Origin of the sequence: Microbacterium proteolyticum (assembly GCF_014192415.1) — a bacterium.
Lineage (GTDB): Bacteria > Actinomycetota > Actinomycetes > Actinomycetales > Microbacteriaceae > Microbacterium > Microbacterium proteolyticum.
The window spans coordinates 629,342-654,748 of sequence record NZ_JACHXY010000002.1 but is presented as its reverse complement, the minus strand read 5'-3'; the positions used below and the strand labels follow the sequence as shown (position 1 = coordinate 654,748).

24 protein-coding genes and 1 tRNA gene are annotated in these 25,407 nt (G+C 68.7%); 8 read left to right on the top strand and 17 right to left on the bottom strand.

The features are described 5' to 3' along the window. Positions 1 to 3: 3 nt before the first annotated feature. The 6 genes from FHS07_RS11485 to FHS07_RS11460 all read right to left on the bottom strand — a co-directional run bounded on the left by FHS07_RS11485 (position 4) and on the right by FHS07_RS11460 (position 6,599). Positions 4 to 921 (bottom strand): SMP-30/gluconolactonase/LRE family protein, encoded by a 918-nt coding sequence (locus FHS07_RS11485; protein ID WP_183420020.1) that lies wholly within the window; start codon positions 919 to 921, stop codon positions 4 to 6. A 49-nt stretch (positions 922 to 970) separates the two neighbouring features. Next, positions 971 to 1,459, bottom strand: a complete 489-nt coding sequence (locus FHS07_RS11480) for a cupin domain-containing protein (protein ID WP_183420019.1) — start codon at positions 1,457 to 1,459, stop codon at positions 971 to 973. A 118-nt stretch (positions 1,460 to 1,577) separates the two neighbouring features. After that, positions 1,578 to 2,156 carry a hypothetical protein gene (locus FHS07_RS11475; protein ID WP_183420018.1) on the bottom strand — a complete coding sequence of 193 codons (579 nt, stop codon included), beginning with the start codon at positions 2,154 to 2,156 and terminating at the stop codon, positions 1,578 to 1,580. 218 nt (positions 2,157 to 2,374) lie between these two features. Then, entirely contained in the window at positions 2,375 to 4,222 is a 1,848-nt protein-coding gene (locus tag FHS07_RS11470) for a DUF4012 domain-containing protein (RefSeq protein WP_343054694.1), read from the bottom strand. A 35-nt stretch (positions 4,223 to 4,257) separates the two neighbouring features. Then, positions 4,258 to 5,772 (bottom strand): tyrosine-protein kinase domain-containing protein, encoded by a 1,515-nt coding sequence (locus tag FHS07_RS11465; protein WP_183420017.1) that lies wholly within the window; start codon positions 5,770 to 5,772, stop codon positions 4,258 to 4,260. Between the two features lie 101 nt (positions 5,773 to 5,873). Continuing rightward, the gene (locus tag FHS07_RS11460; protein ID WP_183420016.1) at positions 5,874 to 6,599 is read right to left on the bottom strand and encodes an arsenate reductase/protein-tyrosine-phosphatase family protein; all 726 of its coding nucleotides are present in this window, start codon (positions 6,597 to 6,599) and stop codon (positions 5,874 to 5,876) included. A gap of 158 nt (positions 6,600 to 6,757) precedes the next feature. Here FHS07_RS11460 and FHS07_RS11455 point away from each other — a divergent pair, with 158 nt between their 5' ends. Beyond that, positions 6,758 to 7,456 carry a CPBP family intramembrane glutamic endopeptidase gene (locus FHS07_RS11455; protein WP_183420015.1) on the top strand — a complete coding sequence of 233 codons (699 nt, stop codon included), beginning with the start codon at positions 6,758 to 6,760 and terminating at the stop codon, positions 7,454 to 7,456. On the opposite strand, the gene FHS07_RS11450 is transcribed toward FHS07_RS11455, so the two are convergent. The 8 genes from FHS07_RS11450 to FHS07_RS11415 all read right to left on the bottom strand — a co-directional run bounded on the left by FHS07_RS11450 (position 7,444) and on the right by FHS07_RS11415 (position 16,254). Continuing rightward, complete coding sequence (locus FHS07_RS11450; protein ID WP_183420014.1) at positions 7,444 to 8,556, bottom strand: glycosyltransferase; 1,113 nt, start codon at positions 8,554 to 8,556, stop codon at positions 7,444 to 7,446. The genes FHS07_RS11455 and FHS07_RS11450 overlap by 13 nt on opposite strands. Next, positions 8,553 to 9,761 (bottom strand): polysaccharide pyruvyl transferase family protein, encoded by a 1,209-nt coding sequence (locus FHS07_RS11445; RefSeq protein ID WP_183420013.1) that lies wholly within the window; start codon positions 9,759 to 9,761, stop codon positions 8,553 to 8,555. Before FHS07_RS11445 ends, FHS07_RS11450 begins: the two co-directional genes overlap by 4 nt. After that, entirely contained in the window at positions 9,758 to 11,005 is a 1,248-nt protein-coding gene (locus FHS07_RS11440; protein WP_183420012.1) for an O-antigen ligase family protein, read from the bottom strand. The genes FHS07_RS11445 and FHS07_RS11440 overlap by 4 nt, the downstream gene beginning before the upstream one ends. After that, the gene (locus FHS07_RS11435) at positions 11,002 to 12,339 is read right to left on the bottom strand and encodes an oligosaccharide flippase family protein (RefSeq protein ID WP_183420011.1); all 1,338 of its coding nucleotides are present in this window, start codon (positions 12,337 to 12,339) and stop codon (positions 11,002 to 11,004) included. The genes FHS07_RS11440 and FHS07_RS11435 overlap by 4 nt, the downstream gene beginning before the upstream one ends. A 1-nt stretch (position 12,340) precedes the next feature. Beyond that, positions 12,341 to 13,345, bottom strand: coding sequence for a hypothetical protein (locus tag FHS07_RS11430; protein ID WP_183420010.1), 1,005 nt, complete (start codon positions 13,343 to 13,345; stop codon positions 12,341 to 12,343). Then, positions 13,342 to 14,391 carry a glycosyltransferase family 4 protein gene (locus FHS07_RS11425; RefSeq protein ID WP_183420009.1) on the bottom strand — a complete coding sequence of 350 codons (1,050 nt, stop codon included), beginning with the start codon at positions 14,389 to 14,391 and terminating at the stop codon, positions 13,342 to 13,344. Before FHS07_RS11425 ends, FHS07_RS11430 begins: the two co-directional genes overlap by 4 nt. A gap of 139 nt (positions 14,392 to 14,530) precedes the next feature. Then, on the bottom strand, positions 14,531 to 15,652 hold the full coding sequence (locus FHS07_RS11420) for a glycosyltransferase (protein WP_183420008.1): 1,122 nt from the start codon (positions 15,650 to 15,652) through the stop codon (positions 14,531 to 14,533). Continuing rightward, positions 15,649 to 16,254 (bottom strand): LbetaH domain-containing protein, encoded by a 606-nt coding sequence (locus tag FHS07_RS11415; RefSeq protein ID WP_246383446.1) that lies wholly within the window; start codon positions 16,252 to 16,254, stop codon positions 15,649 to 15,651. The genes FHS07_RS11420 and FHS07_RS11415 overlap by 4 nt, the downstream gene beginning before the upstream one ends. Positions 16,255 to 16,279: 25 nt before the next feature. On the opposite strand from FHS07_RS11415, the gene FHS07_RS11410 reads away from it, so the two are divergent. From FHS07_RS11410 to FHS07_RS11390, 5 genes are all read left to right on the top strand, one after another. After that, entirely contained in the window at positions 16,280 to 17,536 is a 1,257-nt protein-coding gene (locus tag FHS07_RS11410) for a glycosyltransferase (RefSeq protein WP_343054693.1), read from the top strand. 33 nt (positions 17,537 to 17,569) lie between these two features. Next, a complete protein-coding gene (gene gmd / locus FHS07_RS11405; protein WP_183420006.1) occupies positions 17,570 to 18,619 on the top strand; it encodes a GDP-mannose 4,6-dehydratase in 1,050 nt (349 codons plus the stop codon). Beyond that, complete coding sequence (locus FHS07_RS11400; protein WP_343054692.1) at positions 18,616 to 19,599, top strand: GDP-L-fucose synthase family protein; 984 nt, start codon at positions 18,616 to 18,618, stop codon at positions 19,597 to 19,599. Before gmd ends, FHS07_RS11400 begins: the two co-directional genes overlap by 4 nt. Positions 19,600 to 19,610: 11 nt before the next feature. Next, positions 19,611 to 19,889, top strand: a complete 279-nt coding sequence (locus FHS07_RS11395) for a Dabb family protein (RefSeq protein ID WP_343054691.1) — start codon at positions 19,611 to 19,613, stop codon at positions 19,887 to 19,889. A 463-nt stretch (positions 19,890 to 20,352) separates the two neighbouring features. Beyond that, positions 20,353 to 20,565, top strand: a complete 213-nt coding sequence (locus tag FHS07_RS11390) for a hypothetical protein (RefSeq protein ID WP_183420004.1) — start codon at positions 20,353 to 20,355, stop codon at positions 20,563 to 20,565. Between the two features lie 105 nt (positions 20,566 to 20,670). Here the strand turns inward: FHS07_RS11390 and FHS07_RS11385 are convergent. Further along, positions 20,671 to 20,744, bottom strand: a tRNA-Met gene (locus tag FHS07_RS11385). 315 nt (positions 20,745 to 21,059) lie between these two features. Here FHS07_RS11385 and FHS07_RS11380 point away from each other — a divergent pair. After that, positions 21,060 to 21,866, top strand: coding sequence for a carbon-nitrogen hydrolase family protein (locus FHS07_RS11380; protein WP_183420003.1), 807 nt, complete (start codon positions 21,060 to 21,062; stop codon positions 21,864 to 21,866). A gap of 96 nt (positions 21,867 to 21,962) precedes the next feature. On the opposite strand, the gene FHS07_RS11375 is transcribed toward FHS07_RS11380, so the two are convergent. Both FHS07_RS11375 and FHS07_RS11370 read right to left on the bottom strand, forming a co-directional pair. Continuing rightward, positions 21,963 to 22,337: a Pepco domain-containing protein gene (locus FHS07_RS11375; RefSeq protein WP_183420002.1), complete on the bottom strand. Its 375-nt coding sequence runs from the start codon at positions 22,335 to 22,337 to the stop codon at positions 21,963 to 21,965. Positions 22,338 to 22,505: 168 nt separating this feature from the next. Further along, the gene (locus tag FHS07_RS11370) at positions 22,506 to 23,711 is read right to left on the bottom strand and encodes an aminotransferase class I/II-fold pyridoxal phosphate-dependent enzyme (protein ID WP_183420001.1); all 1,206 of its coding nucleotides are present in this window, start codon (positions 23,709 to 23,711) and stop codon (positions 22,506 to 22,508) included. A gap of 148 nt (positions 23,712 to 23,859) precedes the next feature. Here FHS07_RS11370 and FHS07_RS11365 point away from each other — a divergent pair, with 148 nt between their 5' ends. Beyond that, the gene (locus FHS07_RS11365; protein ID WP_183420000.1) at positions 23,860 to 25,404 is read left to right on the top strand and encodes a S1C family serine protease; all 1,545 of its coding nucleotides are present in this window, start codon (positions 23,860 to 23,862) and stop codon (positions 25,402 to 25,404) included. The last annotated feature ends 3 nt before the right edge of the window (positions 25,405 to 25,407 follow it).

Here is a 25,407-nt window from a genome sequence, read left to right as displayed (position 1 = left end):
GCGCTATGCCAGCTCCACCATCCACAGGTCGCTGTCGCCGGTCACGAACAGGCGTGTCTCGTCGGCGTCGAAAGTGCAGTTGCTCACGACGTGCGGGGTGGGGATGACGCCCAGGCGCCGCCCTGTTTCGTCGACGATGACGACGCCCGCCTCGCTCGAGATCCAGAGCCAGTCGCGGCTGTCGACGACGAAACCGTCGGGGATGCCGGCATCCACCGTCGCGAAGGTGCGCGGGGCGCCGAGGGTCGTGCCGTCCCAGCTGCAGGCGACGACGCGAGGAAGACCCGCGGTGTTGGACTCGGCGACGTAGAGCGTGCGCTCGTCGCGACTGAAGGCCAGACCGTTGGGCTGGTCGAGGTCGATCATGCGCTGCAGCCCCAGGCCCTCCTGCCAGCGGTAGACGCTCTGGTGGGGGAGGGTGGGGTCGGCGGGATACCCCTCGCGCGGATCGGAGATGCCGTACGTGGGGTCGGTGAACCAGATCGCCCCATCGGATGCCACGACCAGGTCGTTCGGCGAGTTGAGGGGCGCGCCCTCGAAGGCGTCGACGAGCAGCTCCGTGCCGTTCGCGTCGGTTCGGCTGATTCCGCGTCGGCCGTGCTCGGCCTGGACGAGGCGGCCCTCGGCATCCATCGTGTTCCCGTTGGCGAAGTCCGACCGGTCGCGGACCGTGACGATGCTGCCGTCTTCGCGCCAGGCGAGAGTGCGACGACCGATCACGTCGCTGAAGACGAGAGAACGCTCCTCCGCCCACCACACGGGGCCCTCGGCCCACGTGGCGTCGGCGTAGAGCGACAACAGGCGCGACGCCGGCGGCAGGACAGCCGCGAGACGTTCGTCCCAGACGCGGGGTGGGGCGATCTCGACCGGCTCGGGGGATCGCGGGTGCTGGAGGATCTGACCGTCGAGGGGGAGGGGCATAAACCCAGTCAATCCGGTTCGCGTCGGAGCGGAGATCGGGTTGACGTGCTCAGCCGAAGGGGTGCGGTGTCGGGGCGCCGGGGGAGGAGGCGAACTGCACGAGCAGCTGCCAGCAGGGCTCATCGCCCACGGTGCCCGAGAGGTGCCCGCGATCGCCGTCGATCTCGTCGGTGTCGACGTCCTGTCCGAAATGGATGTCTCCGGGACCCATCTCGACCCGTGATCCATCCTGCGTTTCGAGGAACCAGCGCCCGCGCAGCGGAACGACCCACTGCGGATGGGGAGACGGATGCCAGTCCCCGACCCAGCCGACGGGGAGCACCGCGAAGAGCACCGCTGCCACGTCGCCCGGGAAGGGCCGCATCCACTGCGGGTCAGCGCCGCCTCCGACGCTCTGCATGCCGAAGCCGCGCAGGATCGACTCGTCGAGGCGGCTCTTCCCGTCGAGCCCGGTCCACATGTGCACGAAGGGCAGCGTCGGAGGGGTGTCGGGGTCGCGGCCGTCGTCGTCGAGAGGTGCGGTGGTGGTCGTGTGCATGCGACGAGTCAATCTGCGAAGCGGCTCACGGACGGAGGGTTGACGGACGGGCTGCCCGAAACACGACGAAGGGCGCCGCCGACTTTCGTCGACGACGCCCTCGAGGACGTGGAAGGCGTCAGGCCTTGCTGCGGCGATTGCGGCGAGCCGTCGCGGCCACGGCGACGGTCGCGCCGGCGAGAACGAGGGCGCCACCGCCGACCCAGAAGCCGAGGAGCGAGTTCGCGTCCATACCCGTCACCGCGAGCGAGTCGCTTCCGCCGGTGCTGCCGCCGGCGTTCGACGTTCCGCCGCCGCTCGTGCCGCCACCGACCGATGCGCCGCCGCCGGACGCGCCGCCGCCGGACGCGAGAGGGCCGGAGGCGGTGAGGCTGTAGGAGCCGACCTGCGGGTCGGGAAGGGTGACGGCGGCCGCGGCGGATCCGGACGCGTCGGCGACCTTCGTGACCGAGGCGGCGGTCACCTGCTGGCCCGCAGTGGCGATGTTGGCGCCGGTCACACCCACGCCCACGAGGGTGAAGGTGACCTGCGCCCCGGCTTCGTATCCGGCGAAGCCGTACGAGCCGTCTTCGGTGACCGTGATGGTCTGCGAACCGGGGGCGGTGGGCACGTACGCCTGGGCGACCACGGGGGCCGCAACGAGCAGTGCGCCGGCGAGGGCGAGTGATGCGCTGGCTTTTGCGAGGGTGAGTTTCATGAATGTCTGCTTTCGAATTCGGGCAACCAGGGATAGGTGGTCCGCGTTCGTGCTATCCCGTGACGACGCAAGGGGAGGACAACAATGATGCGGGAATGTACTGACTGAAAGACCATCCTGAGTATTGCTTAGGCGCTTCATTGACGCAAGCTGAAAGCATTTCCGCGACATTAATTTTCGGGATCGCTTCCGTGGACGGCCCTGAGCGCCCACGGGCGTCACTGCAGGACGGCGCCTGTCGCGCCCGCACAGGCGGCGCGAACGGTGGGGCTCAGGGTCGAATCCGCCGTGGGAGTGAGCAGGGCTTCGGCGTCGGTCGCCGTCGAGACGGCCGTCGCGGTGATCTCGATCTGAGCCGTGGCCTGAGGTGCCACGGTCGCACCGACGGTGAGAACCTCGCGCCCCTCCAGCGTCGATCGCGTGAACTCGGTGCCGGACGACGTGGACGTCGCGACGGGTGCCCATCCCTCGGGGAGGTAGACGTCGGTGACCACGGTGGCGGCACCGGGCGCGGTTCCGTACACGCCGTTGCCCGTCACATAGGCGGGCAGCGAGATCGCCGCGTCCGCCGGAGCGGTGTTCGAGAGAGTGAGGGTCAGCGTCACGTCGCGCGCAGAGGCGGCGGACGAGGTTCGGCAGGATCCCCAGCCGAGCTCCGCCTTCGGCGCGATGTAGTAGCTCATCTTCGAGCCGGTGCCGTCGTTGAGATAGACACCGAACCGGGCCGTTCGTCCATCGGTCGCCGGCAGCTGCCCGGCGAGCGTCGTCCCCTCGATCGTGGCCTGCTCCGTCGGGTCCGCCGCCCACACCAGCACGCGACGCTCCTCGACTCCTCGTGCGAGGGCGGCGATCAATCCCGGTGTGGAGCCTCGCCCTTCCCGCAGGGCCTCGAAGACCGCCCCTGTGGCGCCGGCGAAGAACGCGTCCTGGGCGGCCGGATCGGCGTAACGACGATACGTGTCGTCCAGCAGGAGCCGAACGGCGTTCTCCCGCGTGAGCGACTCGCCGTCGGGCAGCGCAACCGGCCCGGTGGCTTCGAGCAGATACGACAGCACCACCGGGTCCACGGCCATCACCCCGTCGACCTCCCGCCCGGTCTGCTGCCGGTACATCTCCCGCGCCAGCGGACCGTCGGTCGGGAAGCTCGGAATCTGCGTCAGGTTGTGGAAGTACCGGGCGGGTCGCGTCTCGTAGATCTTCTGGACGTCGGAGGGAAGCTCGACCACCGGCCCGGAGATGCCCCGTGACAGCGCCGTCGCGGAATGCGTGTCGACCAGCGACAGGGCGCCGTGATCCGCGCTGAGCTCGATGGCGGTGCCGGAGACGCCGCCGAGGGAGCGCCACTCGGCGTTGTTCTGCACGAGCAGCAGGTAGGTGCGGGGACCGTCCTCGCCCAACATCGAGGGAAGCAGCTCGGTCGCCCGCCGAAGGGCGTCGACGGCACTGGCCGCCGTGTCGAAGGTGCCGCGGGCCTGGTCGAGGGCGGTCGCGACCGCACCGACGAGGGGCGTCGGGTCGATCGCGTCGATGTCCGCCGCGGCACCCGTCGCCGCGGCCGCGGCCGACTGCGCGGGAACGGCCAGGGTGGTCAATGCCGTCGTGTCGAGACGGCCGTCGCGCGGACGGAGGTCATCGAGAGAGATGTCCCGCGCGGCTGTCGCGAGCGGCAGGAGGCTGTCGGCGAACACCCGGTCGGACGCGGAGGCGATGGTCGCGAAAGCCGCCAACTGCGGACCGATCCACGGGGTGCCCTCCGCAAGCGCCCAGACCGGATCCGACGTCAGGTCATGGGCCGCGTTCGCCTCCGCGGCCAGCTGTTCGAGCACGGGGGTCGCCTGGTCGGGATCGGAGGTGACGGATGCCGCGGCCGTCGGCGCGAGGGAGCGCATCGCTGAGAGGTGCTGATACGCCAGGGCGCCGCGCACGCCCACCCAGGCCGCGATCGCGACGGTGAGGATGAGCAGTCCCCCGACCACCCAGACCGCGACGCGGCCCGCGCGCTGCAGAGGTGATCTCGGCGCTTGCTCCCTCACGTCGCCCGAGCTGGTTGCGTTCGTTCTCCTCACGCGTGCGCCCGGTCGACGCGCCGACGCCGGTGACGTCACTCGCTCCGCTGCGCTTCGCGTGTCGCTCGGCGGGAGAATCCGCCGGCATCCTCCAGCGCGCGCTCCGGCTCGTCAGGGCGTCCCGCGATCCCGGAGGTCGCGGCCGTTCGACGGGGCCACTTCTTCCGGGCCGGGGTGTCCTTCCGGTAGCCGTTTCCGTACCCGCCGTAGCCGTACCCGTAGGCGGAGTAGTACGAGTCGGGCCCGCGGGTGGGAACCATCGACATGACGAAGCCGGCCAATTTCGCGCCGACCGTGTTGAGGGCCTCGGTGGAGCCGGCGAGTTGGTGCTTCGTGGCCCGACCGGCAGAGACGACCATGATGGCGCCGCTGGTCAATCGCGCCAGAATGGCCGCATCGGTCACCGGGAGCAGAGGGGGAGCGTCGCAGAGGACGACGTCGAAGTCCTCCTCGAGCGCCGAGAGGAACGACCCCATCTTGTGCGACCCGAGCAACTCGCTCGGGTTGGGCGGGATCTTGCCGGAGGGGAGCACGAACAGGCTGCGGCCTCCCCAGGGGAGCATCACGTCGTCGACGGCTGCGCGGCCGATGAGCACATCGGTCAGGCCGACGCCGCCCTCGATCCCCAGGTAGTCCGCCACGGTCGGTTTGCGCAGGTCGGCATCGATGAGCGCGACCCGCTTGCCGGCATCTGCGAGGGCGATGGCGAGGTTGATCGTGGTCGTCGACTTGCCCTCGCTCGCGATCGAGCTCGTGACGACGAAGCTCGAGCGACCGCCCATGTCGAGGAACTGCAGGTTCGTGCGCAGCGCTCGGAACGATTCGGCCCGGGGGCTCAGCGGATCGGCGTGAACGATGAGCGGGCGCTCCCGGGCCTTGACGTCGTAGGCGATGGCTCCGATCGCGGGTGCCTTGGTGATGGTCTCCGCTTCACGAAGGGTTCGTACCTTGTTGTCGAGACTGGTGCGAAGCGCCGCCACACCCAGGCCGAGGACGAGTCCCGCGATCAGGCCGATCGCCAGGTTGAGAGGCGTGTTCGGACTCGACGGTGAGAGGGCAGGCTGCGCCTCGCTCACCCGGCTCAGTCGGACCGGGCTGGAGCCGTCGTTCGACTCGGGCTCGAGCTGGGGGACGACAGACGAGAGGCTCGACGCGATCGCGTTGGCCAGTGACGCCGCGCGCGTGGCGTCGGGGTCGGACACCGTGATGGTGATGAGGGTCGAGTTGAGCGCCGCGGTGGCGCTGACGCGTCCCGCGAGGGCCGCCGGCGTCGTCGAGACGTCCAGTTGCTCGATCACGGGGTCGAGCACGATGGGCGTGCGGACGAGGCCCACGTAGGTGTTGATGCGAGCCTGCGTGAAGCTCGACCCCTGTTGCAGTTCGGCGGCCGTGCCGCCGGCTTGAGTGGAGACGAAGATCGTGCTGGATGACTCGTAGATCGGAGTTCGCGTGAGGGTGAACACCGTTGTCGCGCTCAGCCCGATGAGCGTCAGCGCGACGATGATGATCCAATTCTTGCGAAGGATCCGGATGTAATCGCTGAGCTCCATCATGCCTTTCGACGACGCGTTTTCGGGCCCAGGAAATCACCTGCGCAATAGACACCAGTGTGACATATCGAATGTTACGGATTGACGCATTCTGCGTCGCTTCATCTCCTGCGGAGACCCCGCCTCGTCGGGGGAATCGCGGCGGCGTGGGGACTGACCGCACCACCGTCGACCGCCGGGCCCGGACGAGCGTCGACGCGGCTCCGGTCGGTGGCGCCCGGGGGCGCCCCGACGGCGAGGCGCACGAGTCGCTCCACGACCTCGAGTCCGGGATCGAGCTGAACGGCCGACTCGCGATACGTCGCCACCGACCGACCGTAGGGGTCGACGACGTCGTCGTCTGCCGGGGCGGCCGGGGAGGCGGCGAGACCCCGTCGAGCCCGGAGCCCCGCCACCATGGCGGCGAATCTCGCCCGCTGCGGGTCCGTCTCCTCGTCACCGACGGCAGCGATCGCCGCGAGGGCGTGATCGTCGACGCCGCCGATCGTCCGGACGAGCTCTCGCGCGGTGAACGTCATCCGTAGCCGAGACGGGTCCATCTCGACGACGGCACGACGGTGCTCCCGCGTCATCGCGACGACCAGGTCGACGTTCTGCAGATGCGTCGGCGTGAGAAGCCGGGCCCGGTGCCCGTGCGCGACCGCTGAGGGGACACCGCGCTCCACGGCCAGGTCGATGGCCTCCTCCGTCATGGGGGCACCATCGCGGGCGCGCGTGCCGGAGCTCGCGAAGTGCACCTCCACGTCGTCTGTTCGAGCGCTGAGGGTCAGAGCGGCCAGTGGCGACCGGCAGATATTGCCGGTGCAGACGGTGAGGACGTTCAGCACGCTTCCCCCTCGGATCGGTGAACGGTCGATACCGTGAGGGGGTGACAGATCAGCGTCGTCGTTCGAGTCGGTCCATTCCTCGTCCCTCGTGGAGTGCCGAGACGGGCGCTCTCCCGCCCTCGGAGGGGCCGACCGGTGCGCGGGGTTCGGCGCGCGGCATGACCGACTGGAGGTCGCGGCCTCGAGGCGCCAGAGCGGGCGACGGTCAACTCCTCGGTCTCGCGCTCGTCGCGGCCGTCACCGGAGTCCTCGTGACCAAGGTTCTGCCCTCCACCGGTTCGCCCTGGGCGCCGGTGGCATCCCTCCTGCCCCTGTGGCTCGGACTCGCAGCGCCCGCGGCGCTGTTCCTCGCGCGCGCCCGACCGAAGGGTCTGCTGCGGTGGCGCGTGACGGACCTCGTCTGGGGCCTCGGGCTCGGTCTGGCTCTGCGACTCGTGCAGGGCGTGCTGGAGGGCGCCGACCTGCAGCCCTTCCCGACCGTGCAGAACGTCGGCGGGCCGTTCTCGAGCCGATGGTGGCTCGAGCAGGTTGTCGCTTCGGGCGTCGTCGCGCCGGTGGCGGAGGAGTTCTTCTTCCGGGCGGTCATCCTCGTGACGATCTACCGGTTGCTGCGGCGAAACGTCGGCGCGGTAGCCGCGGGGGCGGCCGCGCTCCTGTGCTCGGCGGGTGCCTTCGTCCTGCTCCATGAGGCGTTCGCGCTCCTTTCCGTCGTGGCGGCGATTCAACTGTTCCTCCTGGGGGCGGTGTGCGCGGCGCTCGTGCTCCTGACCGGGCGGATCTGGGGCGCCGTGCTCGTCCACGTGGTGTACAACGCGACGTTCATCGGCCTGTCCATGATCGGTACCTACGCGGGCTGATCTCGCCGGCGGGAGCGCCCCCGTGAACGTGTCGGGGTCGTACGCTGCACCCACTGTTGGAGCTCGCGCACCCATCGTTCGGTCCCGTGCCCCCTGCTGAAGCTGAGAGACGCGGCGGACTCGCGGGCGAGGAGCTCCCGGTCGTCGGCATAGGCGACGATCGCCGCGACCCACCGATCGAGATCGTCCGGCGGCAGCACACGACCCCGCGACTCTCCCAGACGCCAGCGGATGTCTCCGGCGCGATCCGTGCTGATGACGGGGACGCCGCTCGCCAGCGCCTCATCGACCACGAGGCCGTAGGGATCGCCGAGCGTCGGGAAGAGCATGACGTCGCTGCGCGCGTACACCTCGGCGATGTCCGAGGCCTGCACGAACGGAGAGACCGAGACACGACCGGGGTGACCCTGCGCCCAGCTCTCCACCTCGTCGTACAGGCGTCCGTCGCCGACGATCTCGATCCGCACGTCGCGCCGAGCGCGGAGGACCTGCTCGAGGACCTCGAGCAGGAAGGGAATGCCTTTCTCGGGGACCAGCCGTCCGATGTACAGCAGTCGGAGGTCATCGCCGGTGACGCGGTTCCGCGCCGCGAGGCCGAACGCCCGCCACTCCACGGCGTGGTGCAGCCGGTGCGACCTGTGGGCGCCGTAGCGCTTGACGTACGAGTCGGAGTCCGGCCCGGGGGTCAGCGTCGAGGAGGCGGAACCGAAGAAGAGCTTCTTCAGCAGTTCCTTCCGCCAGTTGCGCTCCACCCACGAATCCCAGGTCATCAGCGCGTACAGAGCGAGATGGCCGCCCGCGAGGCGGTGAAGCCACGCCGGCCAGAGCGCGGGCATGTGGTGGAAGGTGAACACCCGAGTCGGTCGGAGGGCCCGCCAGAGCGAGACCAGTTCGGCGAGACGTCGCGGCGACCGCGGACCCGTCGCGAGGAAGGTGTGGGGGAAGTTCATGCTCTCCCGGGTGACGGTCCAACTGCGCGACGGGTCGAGGTACGAGCTGAACACGCAGTGGAAGCGCACCGTTCCCGATTCGGCGAGGGCGTTGAACCGGTCACGCCAGTACGGGTTGATGGCCGGAAGGAAGAACACGACGTCGTTCACGCCCCGATCCCCTCGTACGCGTTCGCGATCGATGAGCGCGTCCGGTCGGCGATCTGCGTCCACCGCGCCTCGGCCGCGGCGATCTCGCCGACCTGTGCCGCGACCTGGTCCACGTCGAGCTCATCGACCCGGTGCACGTACCGGTCGAGACCCAACCTGCGGAGGACCCCGCGCGACTTCTCCTGGTACTGGAGGCTGATCGCCGGTGTCCCGACGCTGATCGCCATGATGCATGCGTGCAGGCGCGTACCGACGACCACCCGCGACCGCGCGTACTCCCGATAAAGGTGCGCGACGTCGGTCACCTGGTCGACATCGTGGGGGAACGACAGGCGCTCGCTGATCATCTTCGCCACGACGAGGTCGTCCTGTTCGTGTTCGGGAAGGGATGAGTGCCCTCCGAGGACCACCCGCAGGCCGAGGCCGTGCACCCGCGTCGCGATCTCCGCGACGCGGCGCACGTACTCCTCGAACGCCACCTGGTTGACCGACGTCGACCAGCGCCAGTCCATCGCGACGATGCGGCACACGTCGCCCACGGCATCCGTCGTCGCCGGCGCGGAGTAGAAGAACGCGACGTCGTCGATCTCGCGCGCGGTGATCTGAACCGGAACGGTGCTCGCTGCGAGCGACAGTCTCTCGCGCACGACCGCCGTCGTGTGACGGAGGCTCCACCGGATGAGCCCCCGGTCGAGTCGACGGGTGACCGGACCGATGCTCTGCGGCATCATCAGCGTCGATCCCGTGAGCGCGTGCCCGAGACGGATGGAGACCAGACTCTGATAGAGGCTCAGATTGAGCCTGCGCTTGGACGAATACATGTAGCCGCCGCCGGCGACGACCACGGTGTCCGTGCCCTCCAGAATGCGAGAGGTCCGCGGAAGCAGCGCACGGGCGATCGTTCGTGCGACGCCCCGTGAGAGCGACGAACCGGCTATGACCACGAGGCTGGCGGCGAGGCCGTACAGCACCCGCATCGCGCGACCGAGCCGCGCCCCTTCCGCCGGGAACGGGACGATCTCGGGAACCACCCGCAGGCCGAACCGAGAGTACTCCGAGCTGTCGTCGTACCTCGATGACAGGGTGACGGATGCCGCGCCCTGGCTCTCCAGCAACTGCTTGGTCGCGAGCATGATCGCCGCGTCACCGGCGTTGCGGAACGAGTACGAGTTGATGATGAGGCAATGCCCCCGGGTCGTGGTCATGCTCGCGAGACTCCCAAGAGGTGTGGTTCGGCGGGACGTGGCGTGGGCGTCCGTGATGCCACGGCCGCCTGCGCGATGAGACAGAAAGCGAAGATCGAGAAGCCGCGGTTCTCGAGGGGGAACCCGTTGAGGGTCAGGACGGCGGTCATCGCCAGGGCGATGACGAGCGAAGCGCGGATCTCGCGATCCGTGCGCGTGAGGCGCAACGCCGATCCGAAGACGCTGATGAGCGCGATGGCCAAGAGGAGGGTCCCCACGAGCCCGACCTTCACCATCACGATCAGGGGGGAGTCCAGGGTGAAGATCGAACCGGTCACGACCCCGGTGGTGACCGACTGGAACGGCTGGCCCCACCCGCGACCCCACACCGGGTCCGCGAGCCAGAGCTGGTGGGCCCATTCCTGCGCCCGCACGCGTTCCACGGCGGAACCGTCGTTCGAGAATGCGGCCCAGCCGTTCTCGGCGACGCGTGAGAACCACTGCACCCGGTCGGCGGCGATCCCGCCGGCGAGACCAGCCGAAAGGGCGAGGACCGCCGATGCCGACGCGACGGCGGTGGCGAGGAGGATGCCGACTCGCAGCGCCCGTCCGGGGGACAGGAGCGCCGCACAGGCGGCCACGAAGAACCCGACGGCGAGGTAGACCCAGATCGTCCGTCCCCCGGAGAGGATCAGCACGCCCGACAATGCGATGCTGCCGAGCAGAGCGAGCATGCGGATTCGCGTCGAGGCGCAGAAGATGCCGAGCCCGAGCGCGATGGCCGGGATGGGCACGAAGCTGGAGGCGAGTCCGAACGATTCGATGTCCACGCCCTCGGCACCCCGCCGCTGCAGCCACGTCACGGTGAAGGCCAGCGCGCCGAAAGCTCCGACCGACCACAGGAGGGCGAACACCTGCCGACGGGATGCCGTGAGACCGAACTCGAGACCGATCAGCACGGCCGCGGGGAAGAAGATGTACGTCAGCGCATCGCGCAACCAGTCCTGGGGATCGGTCGACGGCGTCCAGACGAGGGAGACGAAGCTGACGGCGAGCACCGTCACACACAGCGCGACACCGAGACCCATGCCCCACGGGAGGCGCCCGCCGCGGCGGATCAGGCGCACGCCGCTGACGGCGGAGAGGACGATGGTGAGGGCCAGGAACGACAGCTTCACGGCGACGGGAATACCGGCGTTCTGCACCACGACGACGTATCCGGCCGCGAACACCACGCCACGGACGAGGGGGCCGTTGCCCGTCATGGACGACTCCTTCGTGCACGGGCCGTGAGGAGCGTGCCCCCGACCGAGATGATCAGTGCGCACACCAGGACGACGATCGAAGCGGGCTGAGCGAAAAAGGCGGACCCTCCGATGAGAAGGCTCATCACGAGCGCGGGTAGCAGCGTCGCCATCACCGGGAGTGGACGAGCCGAGCTCAGCAGCCACGCGGCCCTTACGAGGCCGAAGAGCACTTTCCACATCGCCACCGCGCTGACGAGGAGCATCAGGTCACCCGTGAAAGAGACCAGCGCGGCAGCCGCCGTGCCCGCTGTGTCGACCGCGTTGAACGCTGTGCCCTGCCACCACCTGTTGTTCGCCTGTTGCAGACCGTCGAGGATCGGGCTCATCATCCTGACGGCCAGGCTCGCCAACAGGATGACGACAGCGGGCGCGGCGGCGGTCCACTCCGCTCCGAGGACCGAGCCGATCAGGGGGGCGAAGAGAGAGACGAGGGCGGCGAGTCCGGAGACGGCGAAGACGAACAGCCGGCACAGTTCCATGCTGAGCGGGACGCGACGATCGAAGGTCTCGTTCGAGAGAGAACTCAGCGCGACGCGCGCGAGGGGAACGGACACCAGGCCGCTGAGTCCGAGGCTCACCTGGTAAGCGAGGAAGTAGAGGCCGAGCACTTCGGCGCTCGCGCCGAACTGGGCGACGATGAAGCCCACCTGGATCGGAAGGGTGACGAAGAGGGAGTTCACGCCCCATGTGAATCGGGTGCGCGGCGAGACGGTCCGAACGCTCTCGACCTCCGCGTGCGTCAAGGACGGCACCCGCCGCAGGATCACGATGTCCATCAGGAGGTAGAACACGACCGTCGACACGGCGAAGGCGAGGGGTGAGGCGAAGGCGGCGGCGATGACGACGCCGACGATGATCTTCGCCACCGCCGCGAAGATCTGAGCGGTCACCACGCGTGCGTACGCCTTGTACTTCACCCCGGTGGAGTACATCAGCTCGGCGTCCCCGATGAGGGGGATGCTGACGGCCGATATCGCGGCGAGCGCGGCGACCATCACGTTTCCGTCGAGCCAGTACAGCACCGCGATGAGCGCGCCGCTGCCCGCGAGCACCGTGTTGACGCGGAGGATCGCCCGCCGCGCCTGGGAGAACGTCCCGCCTTGACCGCTGAGGTAGCCGTTCACCTCGCCGAAGTTCGCCAAGCCGGTCAGCACGGAGATGACCGAGGTCGCGGCGGCCCAGTACCCGAAGTCGGTGGGGGTGAGCCATACCGCCAGCAGGAGCTGCCCGACGGCGGCCATCGCGCGGGCCACCGCCGTGCCGATGGACAGCCGCAGGACACCTCTCAGCAAGTCAGCTCCCCGCCGCGCTCACGAGACGCACGTGTGCGACCCCGCTGAGCGATCGCCGGTAGACGCCGCCGAGCTTGAAGTACCCCGCCTCGACCATCGTGACGTCGGCTCCCATGATGGCCGCGGGGAGAGCCACGTGCAGGCGGTCGGTGATGACCGACTCTGCGCGGAGGATCGTCGTGCGGTACTCCTCGAAGGTCGCGAATTGCCGCGCGCTGATGTCGATGCAGACAGCACCGTCGAGCGTGGATCCGGCCCGCGACACCAGACGTTCGGCGGCGCCACGATTGCGCGCACGTCGAGCGAACCGAGAGACCCCCGTGTACAGCGGGCCGTACGGGACTCGCGCCGCCAGGGTATGGAGGATCGAAGACGCGGATGCCGCCCGCTCGCCGGACGAGGACGCCCGCATCGAGGACGCCTCCCGATCGATCCGTGCGGCGACGAGGCGCTTCAGGGGCCGACGCGTGGTCGTGCCGAGGATGGCGGGGACGAAGGCGTGGCCCGAGGCCACGACGTCGTGGTCGAGGACCACCTCGACGCCCGCGTTCTGCAGCGACGCGCTCCACTGCTGTTCGAGGTGAGCACGGGAGTCGTCCTCCCGCAGGAACAGCAGCGTCGCCGCCTCTCGCCCCGCGAAGATGAACGCGGGGTCGCGATCGGGGAAGAAGACCGAGGACGGGAAGATGACGAGTGGGACCTTCTCGTACCCCTTCAACCGCTCGGCGAGATACCTCGGGAAGGCGTATACCTCGAGGAGGGCGCCCGAGGGCGGAACGATCACCACCTCGGGGTCGGTGTCGACGACCTGGATGCCGAGTTGCTCGAGGATGCGGTAGAACACGGCGTGCATGAGGTCGTCGCCGTTGTTGCCGAGGGCTCGACCGGTTGCGTCGGCGGTGGAGATCACGACGGCGCGAGCGCCCTCCCACTCCTTCAAGCGGGATGTCAGTGCGTCCAACGTGGGAAAGGACGTGCGGTCCTGGGTGGGCGGTGTCGTGGTCATCGGGCTGTTCTCTCGATCTGGCGGACGTAGTGGTCGGCGACAACCCGGGGGTCGAGTTGTTCCGAGGCGAAGGAGTGTGCGTTGCGGGCCGCGGTGTTCCAGGAGTCCGCGTCCAGGATGCCGAGAACGGCCTCCGCGATCTCCTCCCCGTCCGGCCGGACGATGCGGCCGGCACCCGCGCGTCGGACGTACTCGGCCATGGACCCGACATCGGTGACGATGACGGGCTTGCCCATGGCGAAGGCTTCCATCAGCGAACCGGGCAGTCCCTCCTGGGTCGAGGGGAGGACGAAGATGTCGAAGAGGTCGAATGTGGGAAGGATGTCGCTCTGGAAGCCGTGAAAGTGAACGTCTCTTTCCAGAGCCAGGTCGGCCGACAGACCCCGGAGTCGGGTCTCCATCGACGGCGACGCGAACGGGCCGAAGAAATGCACCACGCAGGGCGTGCCCTTCCCGCGAAGAGCCGCCGCCGCCTCGAGGAGGAGATGGGGGTTCTTCAGCGGGCCGAGTTTGCCGATGAATCCCAATCGCACCGGATGGTGCGGGGGACGCACGTCGGGGTCGTCGGTGATCATGCGCGGGTCGACGGGGTTCGACAGGCGTGAGATGCGGTGCGCGTCCAGCCCCGCGTGCGCGAGTTCATCCGCGATGCCGTCGGACAACGCGAACCCCGCGCGCGCGTGCGCACCGATGCGACGGACGATCCATCGTTTGAGAACGGAGTGCTGCATTCCTCCGAGATCGCCGTCCTCCAGGACGGGGAGTATCACGACGCTCCCGCGACGCGCGAAGAGCGCGGGCAGGAGGTTCGTGAGGTACGCGCCCTGCAGATGCACGACGTCCACCGATCGACGACGCCGCACGACGCAGAACGCGGCGTTCAGCATCCATCGGAGCTGATCGATGCGACCGAACCCCCGCGATCGCAGAGCAGGAATGACCTCGTCCGCCCACGTGGGCGCGGTGTCGACGCCCCGGTCGCGGTAGACGAGGACGACCCGCGTGCCGGGGCGCTGCATCACGACCTCCGACCACATCCGGTTCATGAGGGTCAGGGGACCGCTATAACCCCCGGACGCCCCCCACGGTGAGAGCAGCAGAATGCGAGATGTCCCCCCGGTCACGCGATGGTCTCGCCTTCGAGTGGCGACGACCGGGACGAACGCCCCTCGATCTCCGCGGGGGTCACGCGACGAGCCCCGTCGCGGCGCGATACTCCGAGACGAGTTCACGAGCGACATCCTGCACATCGAGCTCGGACCGGATGTACGCCAGCCCGCCGCCTCGCAACGCCTCGGCCGTCTCGCGGTTCTGGTGCGCACGATAGGTCGCCTCGGCGAGCTCGTCGGGGCTTCCGTCGGTGATCAAGGCGGCGCCGTGGCGTTCGCAGTCCGCCGCGATCCCGAGTGACGACGTCGTGACGACGGGCGTCCCCGCCGAGAACGATTCGAGGATCGACATCGGGAAGACCTCGTCCACGGCCGGAAGGACGTACACACGGGCGTCCGACATGGCGGCGAAGGTCTGCGTGGGCGGGAGCGCACCGATCCAGCGGATGCGATCTCCCAGTCCTGCCTCCGCGATGGCTCGGGTCACCGTCTCGGCCTCGCCCTCGTCGGGTCCGACGAGAACGAAGGAGGTGTGGGGGAGACGCGCGGCGAGGAGCTGCGCCATCTGAACGAAGGCGACGGGACGCTTGCGCTTGTGGAGTCGAGCGAGGAAGAGCACGGTGTCGGTGCGTTCGTCCAGCGACGTCACGTCGCGCGATTCGATGCCGTTGCGGATGGAGGTCAGTCGCTGCGGCTCGGATATCCCGGCGAGGTCCTTCTCTTCGGCGGCCGTGAGCAGGAGCCAGCTGCGCGAGCCCGCAAGAGCACGGCGCGTGGCGAGCCGGTCGAGGACCGCGGCGAGCATCTTGTCGGATCTGTCGATCATGCCGTGTGACTGGGTGACGTACGGGACGCCCAGGCGTCCGAAGAGCAGGGCTGCGGGGAGCGTCGCCAGATCCCGGGCCAGGTGAATGTGCGCGACGTCGAACTCGTGAGCCTGCGACCTCAGCGCCGCCCGCAGACCGCGGGGCCAGAGCGTGGCGAAGCCGCCGAACGGGGCGAGCCTTCGGACGGGGAAGGTCCGCAGGCGATAACCGTCTTGTTGGATGTCCGTCTCTTCCCCGGCTGGTGTGCCGGCGAACACGGTCACGTCGTGGCCGAGCCCGACGAGGGCCTTCGCCTGTCCGAGGGCGACGCGGGTCGGGCCGCCGAATGCGCCGTCGGCGGAGGTGAATGTGACGACGTGGGCGATCTTCACGGGCGGCGACCGCCCTCGAGGACGCGATCCGCTACGTAGGCCAGGGGATTTCCGCCCCAGATCTCATCGGCCGGCACGGCGCGGCCGTCGACGACGCTGAGGGGGGTGATCACGCAGTTGCGGCCGATCCGCGCCCCGCCGAGGACCACGCACCGCGAGGTCACCCACGCGCCGTCCTCGATGTGCACCGGCCGGGTGATGAGGGCCATGTCGCGACGGTGGGCGTGACTGCCGGCGGTGACGAACGTCTCCTGCGAGATCACGACGTCGTGCCCGACGTGGACGTCGTCCTGGTTGTGGAACCAGACCCCTTCGCCGATCCAGGAGCGATCGCCGACGTGCAGCTTCCACGGGAACTTCACTCGGGTGCGAGGGCGAAAAATGACGCCTTCGCCAATGCGCGCGCCGAAAGCGCGCAAGACAGAAATGCGGAGGGCCGAGCTGATCTGCCAGGAATTAGTGACGAAAAGCAGCTCGCAGATGGCCCAAAGATACACCTTCCAGGTCGGCTGGTCCCAGGCAGCACGTTCCCCGGGGGCTTTCGAAAGATCGATCACCGGGCTGCTGTTCATGCCGCCCCTTTCTTGGTCGGTGCGTTCCATTTGCCTAGCCGTATGATGGGCCATTGTGGGCCAATCTTCGCAAACTCTCGTCTTCGGATTGAACTACCCCCCGGAGACTACGGGAATCTCCCCGTACACCGGTGCAATGGCTGCCGGGCTCGCACGGCGCGGGCGCCAGGTTCGTGCCGTCGTCGCGCACCCTCATTATCCGGAGTGGAAGATCGCGCCGGGTTACGGGCAGTGGTCGAGGCGCGAAAGAATGGACGGCGTCGTCGTCGACCGTCTCCTTCATTTCGTTCCTCGGCGCCCCACCCTGGTGCCCCGCGCGCTCGCCGAGGTGACCTTCGGACTGCGCCAGGCGTTCGTCCGCTGGGGTCAGCCGTCGGCCATCGTCGCGGCGTCTCCGGCCCTTCTGTCGTCGGCCATCGTCCGCCTCCGCGCACTTGCGACCCACCGTGAGACGCCGTTCGTGGTGTGGGTCCAGGACCTGTACGGCCTGGGCGTCGTCGAGACGGGACAGGGCGGAGGAATCGCCGCACGCGCCCTTCGCGCCCTGGAGGCCTGGCTGCTGCGCTCGGCGTCGACCGTCGTGGTTATCCACGACCGCTTCGCCGACCGTGTCCATCATGATTTCGCGATCCCGCGTGAGCGCATCGTGGTCGTCCGCAACTGGACCCATCTCCCGCCGATGCCGCCCGTCGACGTGGCTGCCGTCCGTCGCGCGCACGGGTGGTCCGACGACGACGTCGTCGTCGTCCACACCGGCAACATGGGGGTCAAGCAGGGACTCCAGCACGTCGTCGATGCCGGTCGATTGGCCCACGAACGCGGCGAGCGGGTACGTTTCGTTCTGGTCGGCAATGGTGCCCAGCGAGATGAACTGCAGCAGCGCATCGATGAGCATCCGACGACGACGCAGATCCTGCCGCCGTTGGACGACAAGGCGTTCGCCGAGACGCTGCAATCGGCCGACATCCTGCTCGTCAATGAGCTCCCGGGGGTGGCAGAAATGGCCGTTCCCAGCAAACTTACGTCGTATTTCGCGTCCGGTCGGCCGGTGCTCGCCGCCACCGATGCAACGGGCATCACCGCTCAGGAAGTGACCGCCGCAGGGGCGGGTGTGGTCGTCGCGGCCGGTAGCGCGGAAGCGATTCTCGACGGCGCGATCCTCCTCGCAGCCGACCGTGACGAATGCCGTCGGTTCGGTGCGAGCGGAAAACGTTACAAAGAGACGGTTTTAGAGGAAACAAACGCGATCGATCGATTCTGTAGTCTTCTCGACAATCTGACCTCCCCCGTAGGCGCTGAGCGCGTTCATTGATCTGACCCCCCCAACGAGATCGGTACAAGTACTTTGACGAAGCGTGCATTCATCACCGGCATCACTGGCCAGGACGGTTCCTACCTCGCGGAACTCCTGCTGTCGAAGGGCTACGAGGTGCACGGGCTCATCCGCCGCGCGTCGACCTTCAACACCCACCGCATCGACCACCTGTACGTCGACCCGCACGATCCGCACGCCAAGCTGTTCCTGCACTACGGTGACCTGTCCGACGGTGCGCGCATGGTCACGCTGCTGAGCCAGATCGACCCCGACGAGGTGTACAACCTCGCCGCCCAATCGCACGTGCGCGTCTCGTTCGACGAACCGGAGCACACGGCAGACACGACGGGCACGGGAACCATCCGCCTGTTGGAGGCGGTGCGACTCGCCGGCATCCAGACGAAGTTCTACCAGGCATCCACCTCGGAGCTCTATGGGGCGACGCCGCCCCCGCAGAACGAGGAGACCCCGTTCTACCCGCGTTCCCCGTACGCCGCAGCGAAGCTGTACAGCTACTGGATCACGAAGAACTACCGCGAGGCGTACGACATGTTCGCCGTCAACGGCATCCTGTTCAACCACGAGTCGCCCCGTCGCGGGGAGACGTTCGTGACACGCAAGATCACGCGAGCGGTCGCCCGCATCAAGGCGGGGGAGGAGAATCACCTCTACCTCGGCAACCTCGACTCGATCCGCGATTGGGGCTACGCCGCCGAGTACGTCGAGGGCATGTGGCGGATGCTGCAGGCGGATACCCCCGAGGACTTCGTTCTCGCCACGGGCGTCGGCTTCACCATCAAGGACTTCCTCGAGGTGGCATTCGGCCATGTCGGGCTCGACTGGGCGGAATACGTGCGTTTCGACGAGCGCTATCTGCGTCCGACCGAGGTCGACGCCCTCATCGGCGACCCGAGTAAAGCGGCCGACAAGCTCGGCTGGGTGCCGGCGGTCCACGGTGACGAACTGGCCCGGCTCATGGTCGATGCCGACACCATCGCGCTCGAGCAGGGGGCGAAATGGATCGATACGGTCTCGCTGCCCAGCTGGAGCAACCGTGAACTGGTGGGAGCTCGCGCGTGACGACAGCCGTCGACGGGGTGACGTACACGCCGGGCGAGCTCGATCGGGATGCGACGTTCTACGTCGCCGGTCACCGCGGTCTTGTGGGGTCGGCGATCGTGCGCCGACTCCGCGCCGGGGGATTCGCGAACGTTGTGGGCAAGACGTCGGCCGAACTCGACCTGAAGGATCGCGACGCGGTCTTCGCCTACATGGCCGAGACCAAGCCCCGCTACGTCGTCCTCGCGGCGGCGAAGGTGGGGGGGATTCTGGCGAACTCGACGTTCCCCGTCGATTTCCTCAGTGACAACGTCCGCATTCAGGTCAACGTTCTCGATGCCGCTCTGGCGAACGACGTCGAGCGGGTCCTCTTCCTCGGCTCATCGTGCATCTATCCCAAATTCGCTGATCAACCCATCCGCGAAGAATCCCTGCTGACCGGCCACCTCGAGCCGACGAACGACGCCTATGCGATCGCGAAGATCGCCGGCATCCTGCACACTCAGGCGGTGCGACGGCAATACGGATTGCCGTGGATCAGCGCGATGCCGACGAATCTTTACGGCCCGAACGACAACTTCTCACCGCAGGGTTCCCACGTGCTCCCGGCCTTGATCCGTCGATACGACGAGGCCGCGGTGTCGGGAGCGGACACCGTGACGAACTGGGGGACGGGTACCCCCCGCCGCGAGTTCCTGCACGCGGATGACATGGCCGATGCGTGTCTGCACCTGTTGGAGAACTACGACGGGCCCGGCCAGGTCAACGTCGGCACGGGCTCGGACGTCACGATCAGCGAGATCGCCGCGACCATCGCTCGGGTGACGGGCTTCACGGGGGAGACCCGCTGGGACACGTCCAAGCCCGACGGCACGCCCCAGAAGCTGCTCGACGTCTCCACCCTCCGTAATGCAGGCTGGACGGCCGGTATCTCGTTGGAAGAAGGAATGGAGCGGACGGTCGCCTGGTATCGCGACAACGTCAGCGCCCTTCGCGTCTGATGTTCCGGCACGTGGTGCTGTTCCGCGTCCGCGACGATGTGGGGGCGGCGAGCATCGCCGCAGCGGTGACGACACTGCACGATCTCGGCAGGCACGTCGGCGTGGTCTCGTGGGCCGTGGAGCGGTCTCTCGACGAGCGCAAGGGCGTGATCATCGCGCAGGACGGTACCTTCGCCGACGCCGAGGCGTTCCGTGAGTGGCGTTCATCGGACGCCCATCGCGAGGCGGCCGATCAGATGGCGCGGATCTCGGACTGGTGGGTCGCCGACTGGGAGCAGCCGGCGACCTGAATCACGGCTGGTCCGCGTGTTCGTGAGCCGCCGAGCAATACGGTCGGTGGCTGCGCCACACGGCGTTCTGCGGGCGAACGGCGTCACCGCACGTCTCGCACGAGACCTCCGTCGCGCCGAACATGAACTTACTCATCGAAATCCTCGCCTGCGTGAGTGGTGCAAACATTGCTCAACTCTTTCCCCCGCCCCCTTCACCGACTCGTACTGCGAAAGCACAAAGCGAATCGGCCTCGCTGATCATACGTGTCCCCCGAATGGGGGACAAGTTCGCGTATTTCCGGCCGAAGGGGATTGACGCGAGGTGCGGAGAGAATCGCGTCATATTTCACGCGACACCCGTCAAGGGTTGCGTTTCCAATGCGAAGTAGTCATACGATCTACGCAGTCGACGTCGTAGTCCGGCGCGGCCCTGTCGCACCCCCTGGACAGGTTTCTCAGAGCAACTCGAAGGCGAGGAGCAATGCAGCACCCTTACGCGCATCATGCTGCGCACCGACCGGCGTGGGCGACTCCGCTCGCCACGGTCGTCTTGTGGACCGCGGTCATCGCATTCGCGGTGGCGGGTCTGGCCATGATCCCCCTGCACGGCGACACAGGGGTTCTCCTCCTGGTCGCCGCTCTCATCGTGGCTGCCCCCGCAGCCGCGGCAAGCCGCTATCGCAGTTACCACTGACGACGGCTTCGTCCGGTTCCGCGCACGCATCCCCGCGCGGAACCGGACGACAGAAGGCGAAAAGGCAGAAGGCCCCGGATCTTTCGATCCGGGGCCTTCTTCTTGTTGCGGGGACAGGATTTGAACCTGCGACCTCTGGGTTATGAGCCCAGCGAGCTACCGAGCTGCTCCACCCCGCGGCACAAGAGAAAACATTACGCCGAGATGAACGGCATGGCAAATCCGGGCACACCGCCCGGGAGTGTCGCAAAAGAATGGCCCGGTGAGGGTCGGTTTCGAAAAATCTCGACGACGACCGCCCGAGAGCGCCGTGCAACATGCCGACCGCAACGAGGACGACATCGACGTGGCCCGCGGGTGCGGCAGACGGGTACGCAGAGTCTCACGGGTTCGCGTTCCACGCCGCGTTCGTGGAGTCGTGTTCGGGGTGGTGATCCTCCTACTGTGGATGGTGGCGCCGGTGGTCATCCGACGCCGGCGAGAGAGGACGCGAGATGAATCAGGACACCGTCGGCGTCGCCGTGGCGCAGTTCGCGCCCGGGGCCTCGCGCACCGCCAATCTCGACCACATCACCGCTGCCGCCCGCACGGGAGCCGCGCGTGGAGCGCGAGTGGTGGTGTTCCCCGAATACTCCAGCTATTTCGTCGACCCTTTCGACGACACCCTCGCCGCGAACGCCGAGGACCTCGACGGGCCGTTCGTCGTCGCCCTCACCGCGCTGGCCGGCGAGCTCGACACGGTGATCGTCGCGGGTCTGCTCGAAAAAGCCGACGACGGTCGACGCGTGCGCAACGCGGTCGTCGCCGTGGGCGCAGACGGCGTCCGAGCGGTCTACCGCAAGTTGCACCTGTACGACGCCTTCGGTCAGCGGGAGTCCGACTGGGTGGAACCGGGCGAGATCGCCCCTCCCGAGACGTTCGACGTCGCGGGCCTGCGCTTCGGGCTGATGACCTGCTACGACCTGCGCTTCCCCGAGGTCGCGCGCACACTCGCCGACGCGGGGGTCGATGTGGCGCTCGTGCCGGCAGAGTGGGTGCGGGGGCCCCTCAAGGAGCATCACTGGCGCGCGTTGGTGCAGGCGCGCGCGATCGAGAACACCTTCTTCGTCGCCGCGGCCGACCATCCACCGCCCCTCGGGGTGGGGCACTCGATGATCGTCGACCCTCAGGGGGTGACCGTCGCGCAGGTGGGCACAGCGACGGATCTGGCCGTCGCGCACCTCGATCCGGATGCCATCGCGCGGGTTCGCCGGGTCAACCCGGCGCTCCAGCTCCGGCGTTTCCGCGTGACCCCTCGCTGAGACCCGCCACGTCGTGCCTGAGGGCGCGGAAGCGCGTCGGGCGCGGCCAAGCCGTGTCGAGGCGGACTCAGCCGCGTGTCGCGGCGCGCGGGGCTCTCAGTCCTGAGCGGGAAGCTGCACGTGGGGGCCTCGTCGCGTCAGCGTGATCTTGACCGACGCCTCCGCCCCCGCTTCGGCGATGAACAGCAGCTGACCCTTCGCGCTCAGGGTCAGGCCCACCTCGATCTCGGCGACGCCCCACCCCGACTCGGCGTCATCGATCCCGTCACCGATCTCGACGAGCTTGTGCACGGTCTCGCGCCAGTTCTCGCGCAGTGCCTCCACGCTCGCGTCGACCACTCGGCCGCCGCGATCGGCGCGCATCGTCGGAGCGCCGGCGGAGGGCGGGTACGCTCCCCGCTCGGCGAAGGGGCCCGACATCCCCGGTGCGGGGGAGGGCACGTAGATCTGGACGGTCCAGTCGTCGGTCATGCGGGGCTCCTTCGGCGGGGCGGGGCGGGGCGGGGAGGGGTGGGGAGGGGTCGTGGGCGGAGGATGGCGTCGTGGGGCTTTCTCACCGCGGGTGCGGCACGGGGCTCCGACGGGCTCGGTCACCGTCTGACGGGCTCGGCTGCCGTCGACACGGCGACGACGGGCACCTCAGGTCACCGTCATCCCGGCCAGACGCTCGGCTGCATCGGCGAGCACGTCGACCCGCTTGCACGCCGCGAACCGCACCAGCGTGGCGTAACGGTCGCGATGGGCGGGCGAGACGAAAGCGGTGAGCGGGATGCCGACCACTCCGGCGCGCGCGGGCAGCTCGCGGCAGAACGCATCGGCGTCGGTGGCGCCGAGCGGGGCGGCATCCACCACCGTGAAGTACGACCCGCCGGGGGTCGACACCTCGAACCCGGCGGCACGCAGACCGGTGCCGAGCAGCTGGGCCTTCTCGGCCATCTCGGAGGCGACCGATGCGAAGAACGCATCGGGCAGGCGCAAGCCCACGGCGATCGCGGGCTGGAAGGGCGAGCCGCCCACGTAGGTGAGGAACTGCTTGACGGCGAGCACGGCGGTCACCAGCTCTGCGGGGCCGGTGACCCAGCCGGTCTTCCATCCGGTGAGCGAGAAGGTCTTACCCGCCGACGAGATCGTGAGCGTGCGCTCAGCGGCTCCCGGGAGGGTGGCGATCGGCACGTGCGGCCCCTCGAACACGAGATGCTCGTACACCTCGTCGGTGACGATGATCGCGTCGTGCCGATGCGCGAGCCGCACGACCTCGTCGAGCACCTCGCGCGAGAACACCGTGCCGGTGGGATTGTGCGGGTCGTTCACGAGGATCACCCGCGTGCGATCGGTGATGGCGGATGCCAACTGCTCGAGGTCGGGCTGGAAGTCGGGCCACCGCAGCGGCACCGGCACCAGCTTCGCGCCCGACAGCGCCACGCATGCCGCGTACGAGTCGTAGTACGGCTCGAAGACGACGACCTCGTCGTCAGGGGAGTCGATCAGGGCCAGCAGAGTCGCCGCGAGCGCCTCGGTCGCCCCGACCGTGACCAGCACCTCGCGCTGGGGGTCGAGTTCGAGACCGTAGAAGCGGCGCTGGTGCTCGGCGATGGCCGACAGCAGGTCGGGGAAGCCACGTCCGGGGGCGTACTGGTTGACGCCGCGGGCGATGGCATCCCGTGCCGCCTCCAGAACCGGCGCGGGGCCGTCCTCGTCGGGGAAGCCCTGACCGAGGTTGAGGGCGCCGGTGGCCGCGGCGAGCGCGCTCATCTCCGCGAAGATTGTGGGGACCGAGGAGCCGTCGGGGGCGAGCAGGCCCGCGCCGCGGGCCGTGCGCTGCCAGGCGCCGGGAAGCTGGTGCATGGATCCAGCATGCCGCACGCGCGCCGAGGGCAAGGGGGAATGCTTCGCGGTGCGTTGCTGCTAGACCCATAGAGGCGGCTCACTTCTGTCATAGGTGGCCCACAGCATCCGTGGTCATCGTAGAAGCGCCTGGAAGAAGGAGCATCCCATGAGTGACACCACGGACAACCGTCCCGAGGGTAACGACCACAGCAACCCCATCGAGCCTTCGCCTCAGCACGAGACGCCCGCTCCCGCAGCGCACACCCCGCCGGCCGCGACGTCGCGTCCCGACGTGCCGCCGGTGCCCACACGCTCGCCGGCCGCCGCTGCCGCCGCGTGGCCCCCGCCCGTCGCCGGAACCGCGACCCCCCAGCCCGGTGCACCCGCCCACGGCGCCTACGCCTCGGCCCCCTCCGGTGCGACGAGCCCCACCGGGCACGGATTCGGCCCCGCCGCCACGAATGCGCACCCCACTCTGCCGCTGCCCGAGTCGGCATCCACCCCCGCCCGCAAGAAGAGCTCGGCGCCGCGCATCGCCGCGCTGCTGGTGGCTGCGGCCCTGGTCGGTGGGGGAGCGGGCCTCGGCGGCACCTACGCCGGACTCAGCCTCTGGGGTGGCGAGAACGCCTCGAGCGTCTCCGGTCCCACCGCCATCACCGTCAACGACCCCCAGGACGTCAACGCCACCGCCGCGGTCGCCACGAAGGTCGTCCCGAGCGTCGTCACCATCAGCGCCACCGGCTCCCAGGCCGGCGGCACCGGATCGGGCGTCGTCCTCAGCGCCGAGGGATACGTGCTCACCAACACCCACGTGGTCACCCTCGACGGCCAGACGGGCGACGCCCGGATCTCGGTCACGACGTCGGACGGCAAGGTGTACGCCGCGACCGTCGTCGGTACCGACCCCACCTACGACCTCGCCGTCATCAAGCTGCAGAACGTGTCGGACCTCACGCCCATCGAGTTCGGCGACTCGTCGAAGCTCAACGTCGGCGACGCCACCGTCGCTGTCGGGGCTCCCCTCGACCTGCCCAACACCGTGACCACCGGTATCGTCAGCGCGCTGAACCGGTCGATCCAGGTCGCCTCCTCTGCCGCCCCCAGTGACGGTTCCGACGAGCAGCAGACCGAGCCCGGACAGGAGAGCCCGTTCCGCTTCGACTTCGGTCAGGGCCAGCAGTCGCAGTCCGCGAGCCAGACCATCAAGATCGCCGTCATCCAGACCGATGCGGCCATCAACCCGGGCAACTCCGGCGGCGCGCTCGTCGACGACGAGGGCAAGCTGATCGGTATCAACGTCGCCATCGCCAGTGCCGGCGGTTCGTCGTCGGGCGGGCAGTCGGGCAACATCGGCGTCGGCTTCTCCATCCCGGCCGACATCGCCAAGCGCATCTCGTCGGAGATCATCGAGAACGGCTCCGCCACGCACGGTCTGCTGGGCGCGTCGGTCCAGGATGCCGCTTCCCAGCAGGGTGCGACCACCACCGGCGCTCTCGTGGCCGAGGCGGTCAGCGGCGGCGCAGCGCAAGCCGCAGGTCTGACCGAGGGCGACGTCATCACCGCGTTCAACGGCATCCCCGTGACCAACTCCATCGACCTCACCGCCCAGGTGCGCGCGCTCGCCGCGGGTGCCGAGGCCGAGGTGACCTACCTCCGCGGTGGCCAGGAGCGGACCGCCGAGGTGACCCTGGGCTCGATGCCGACCAGCTGACCC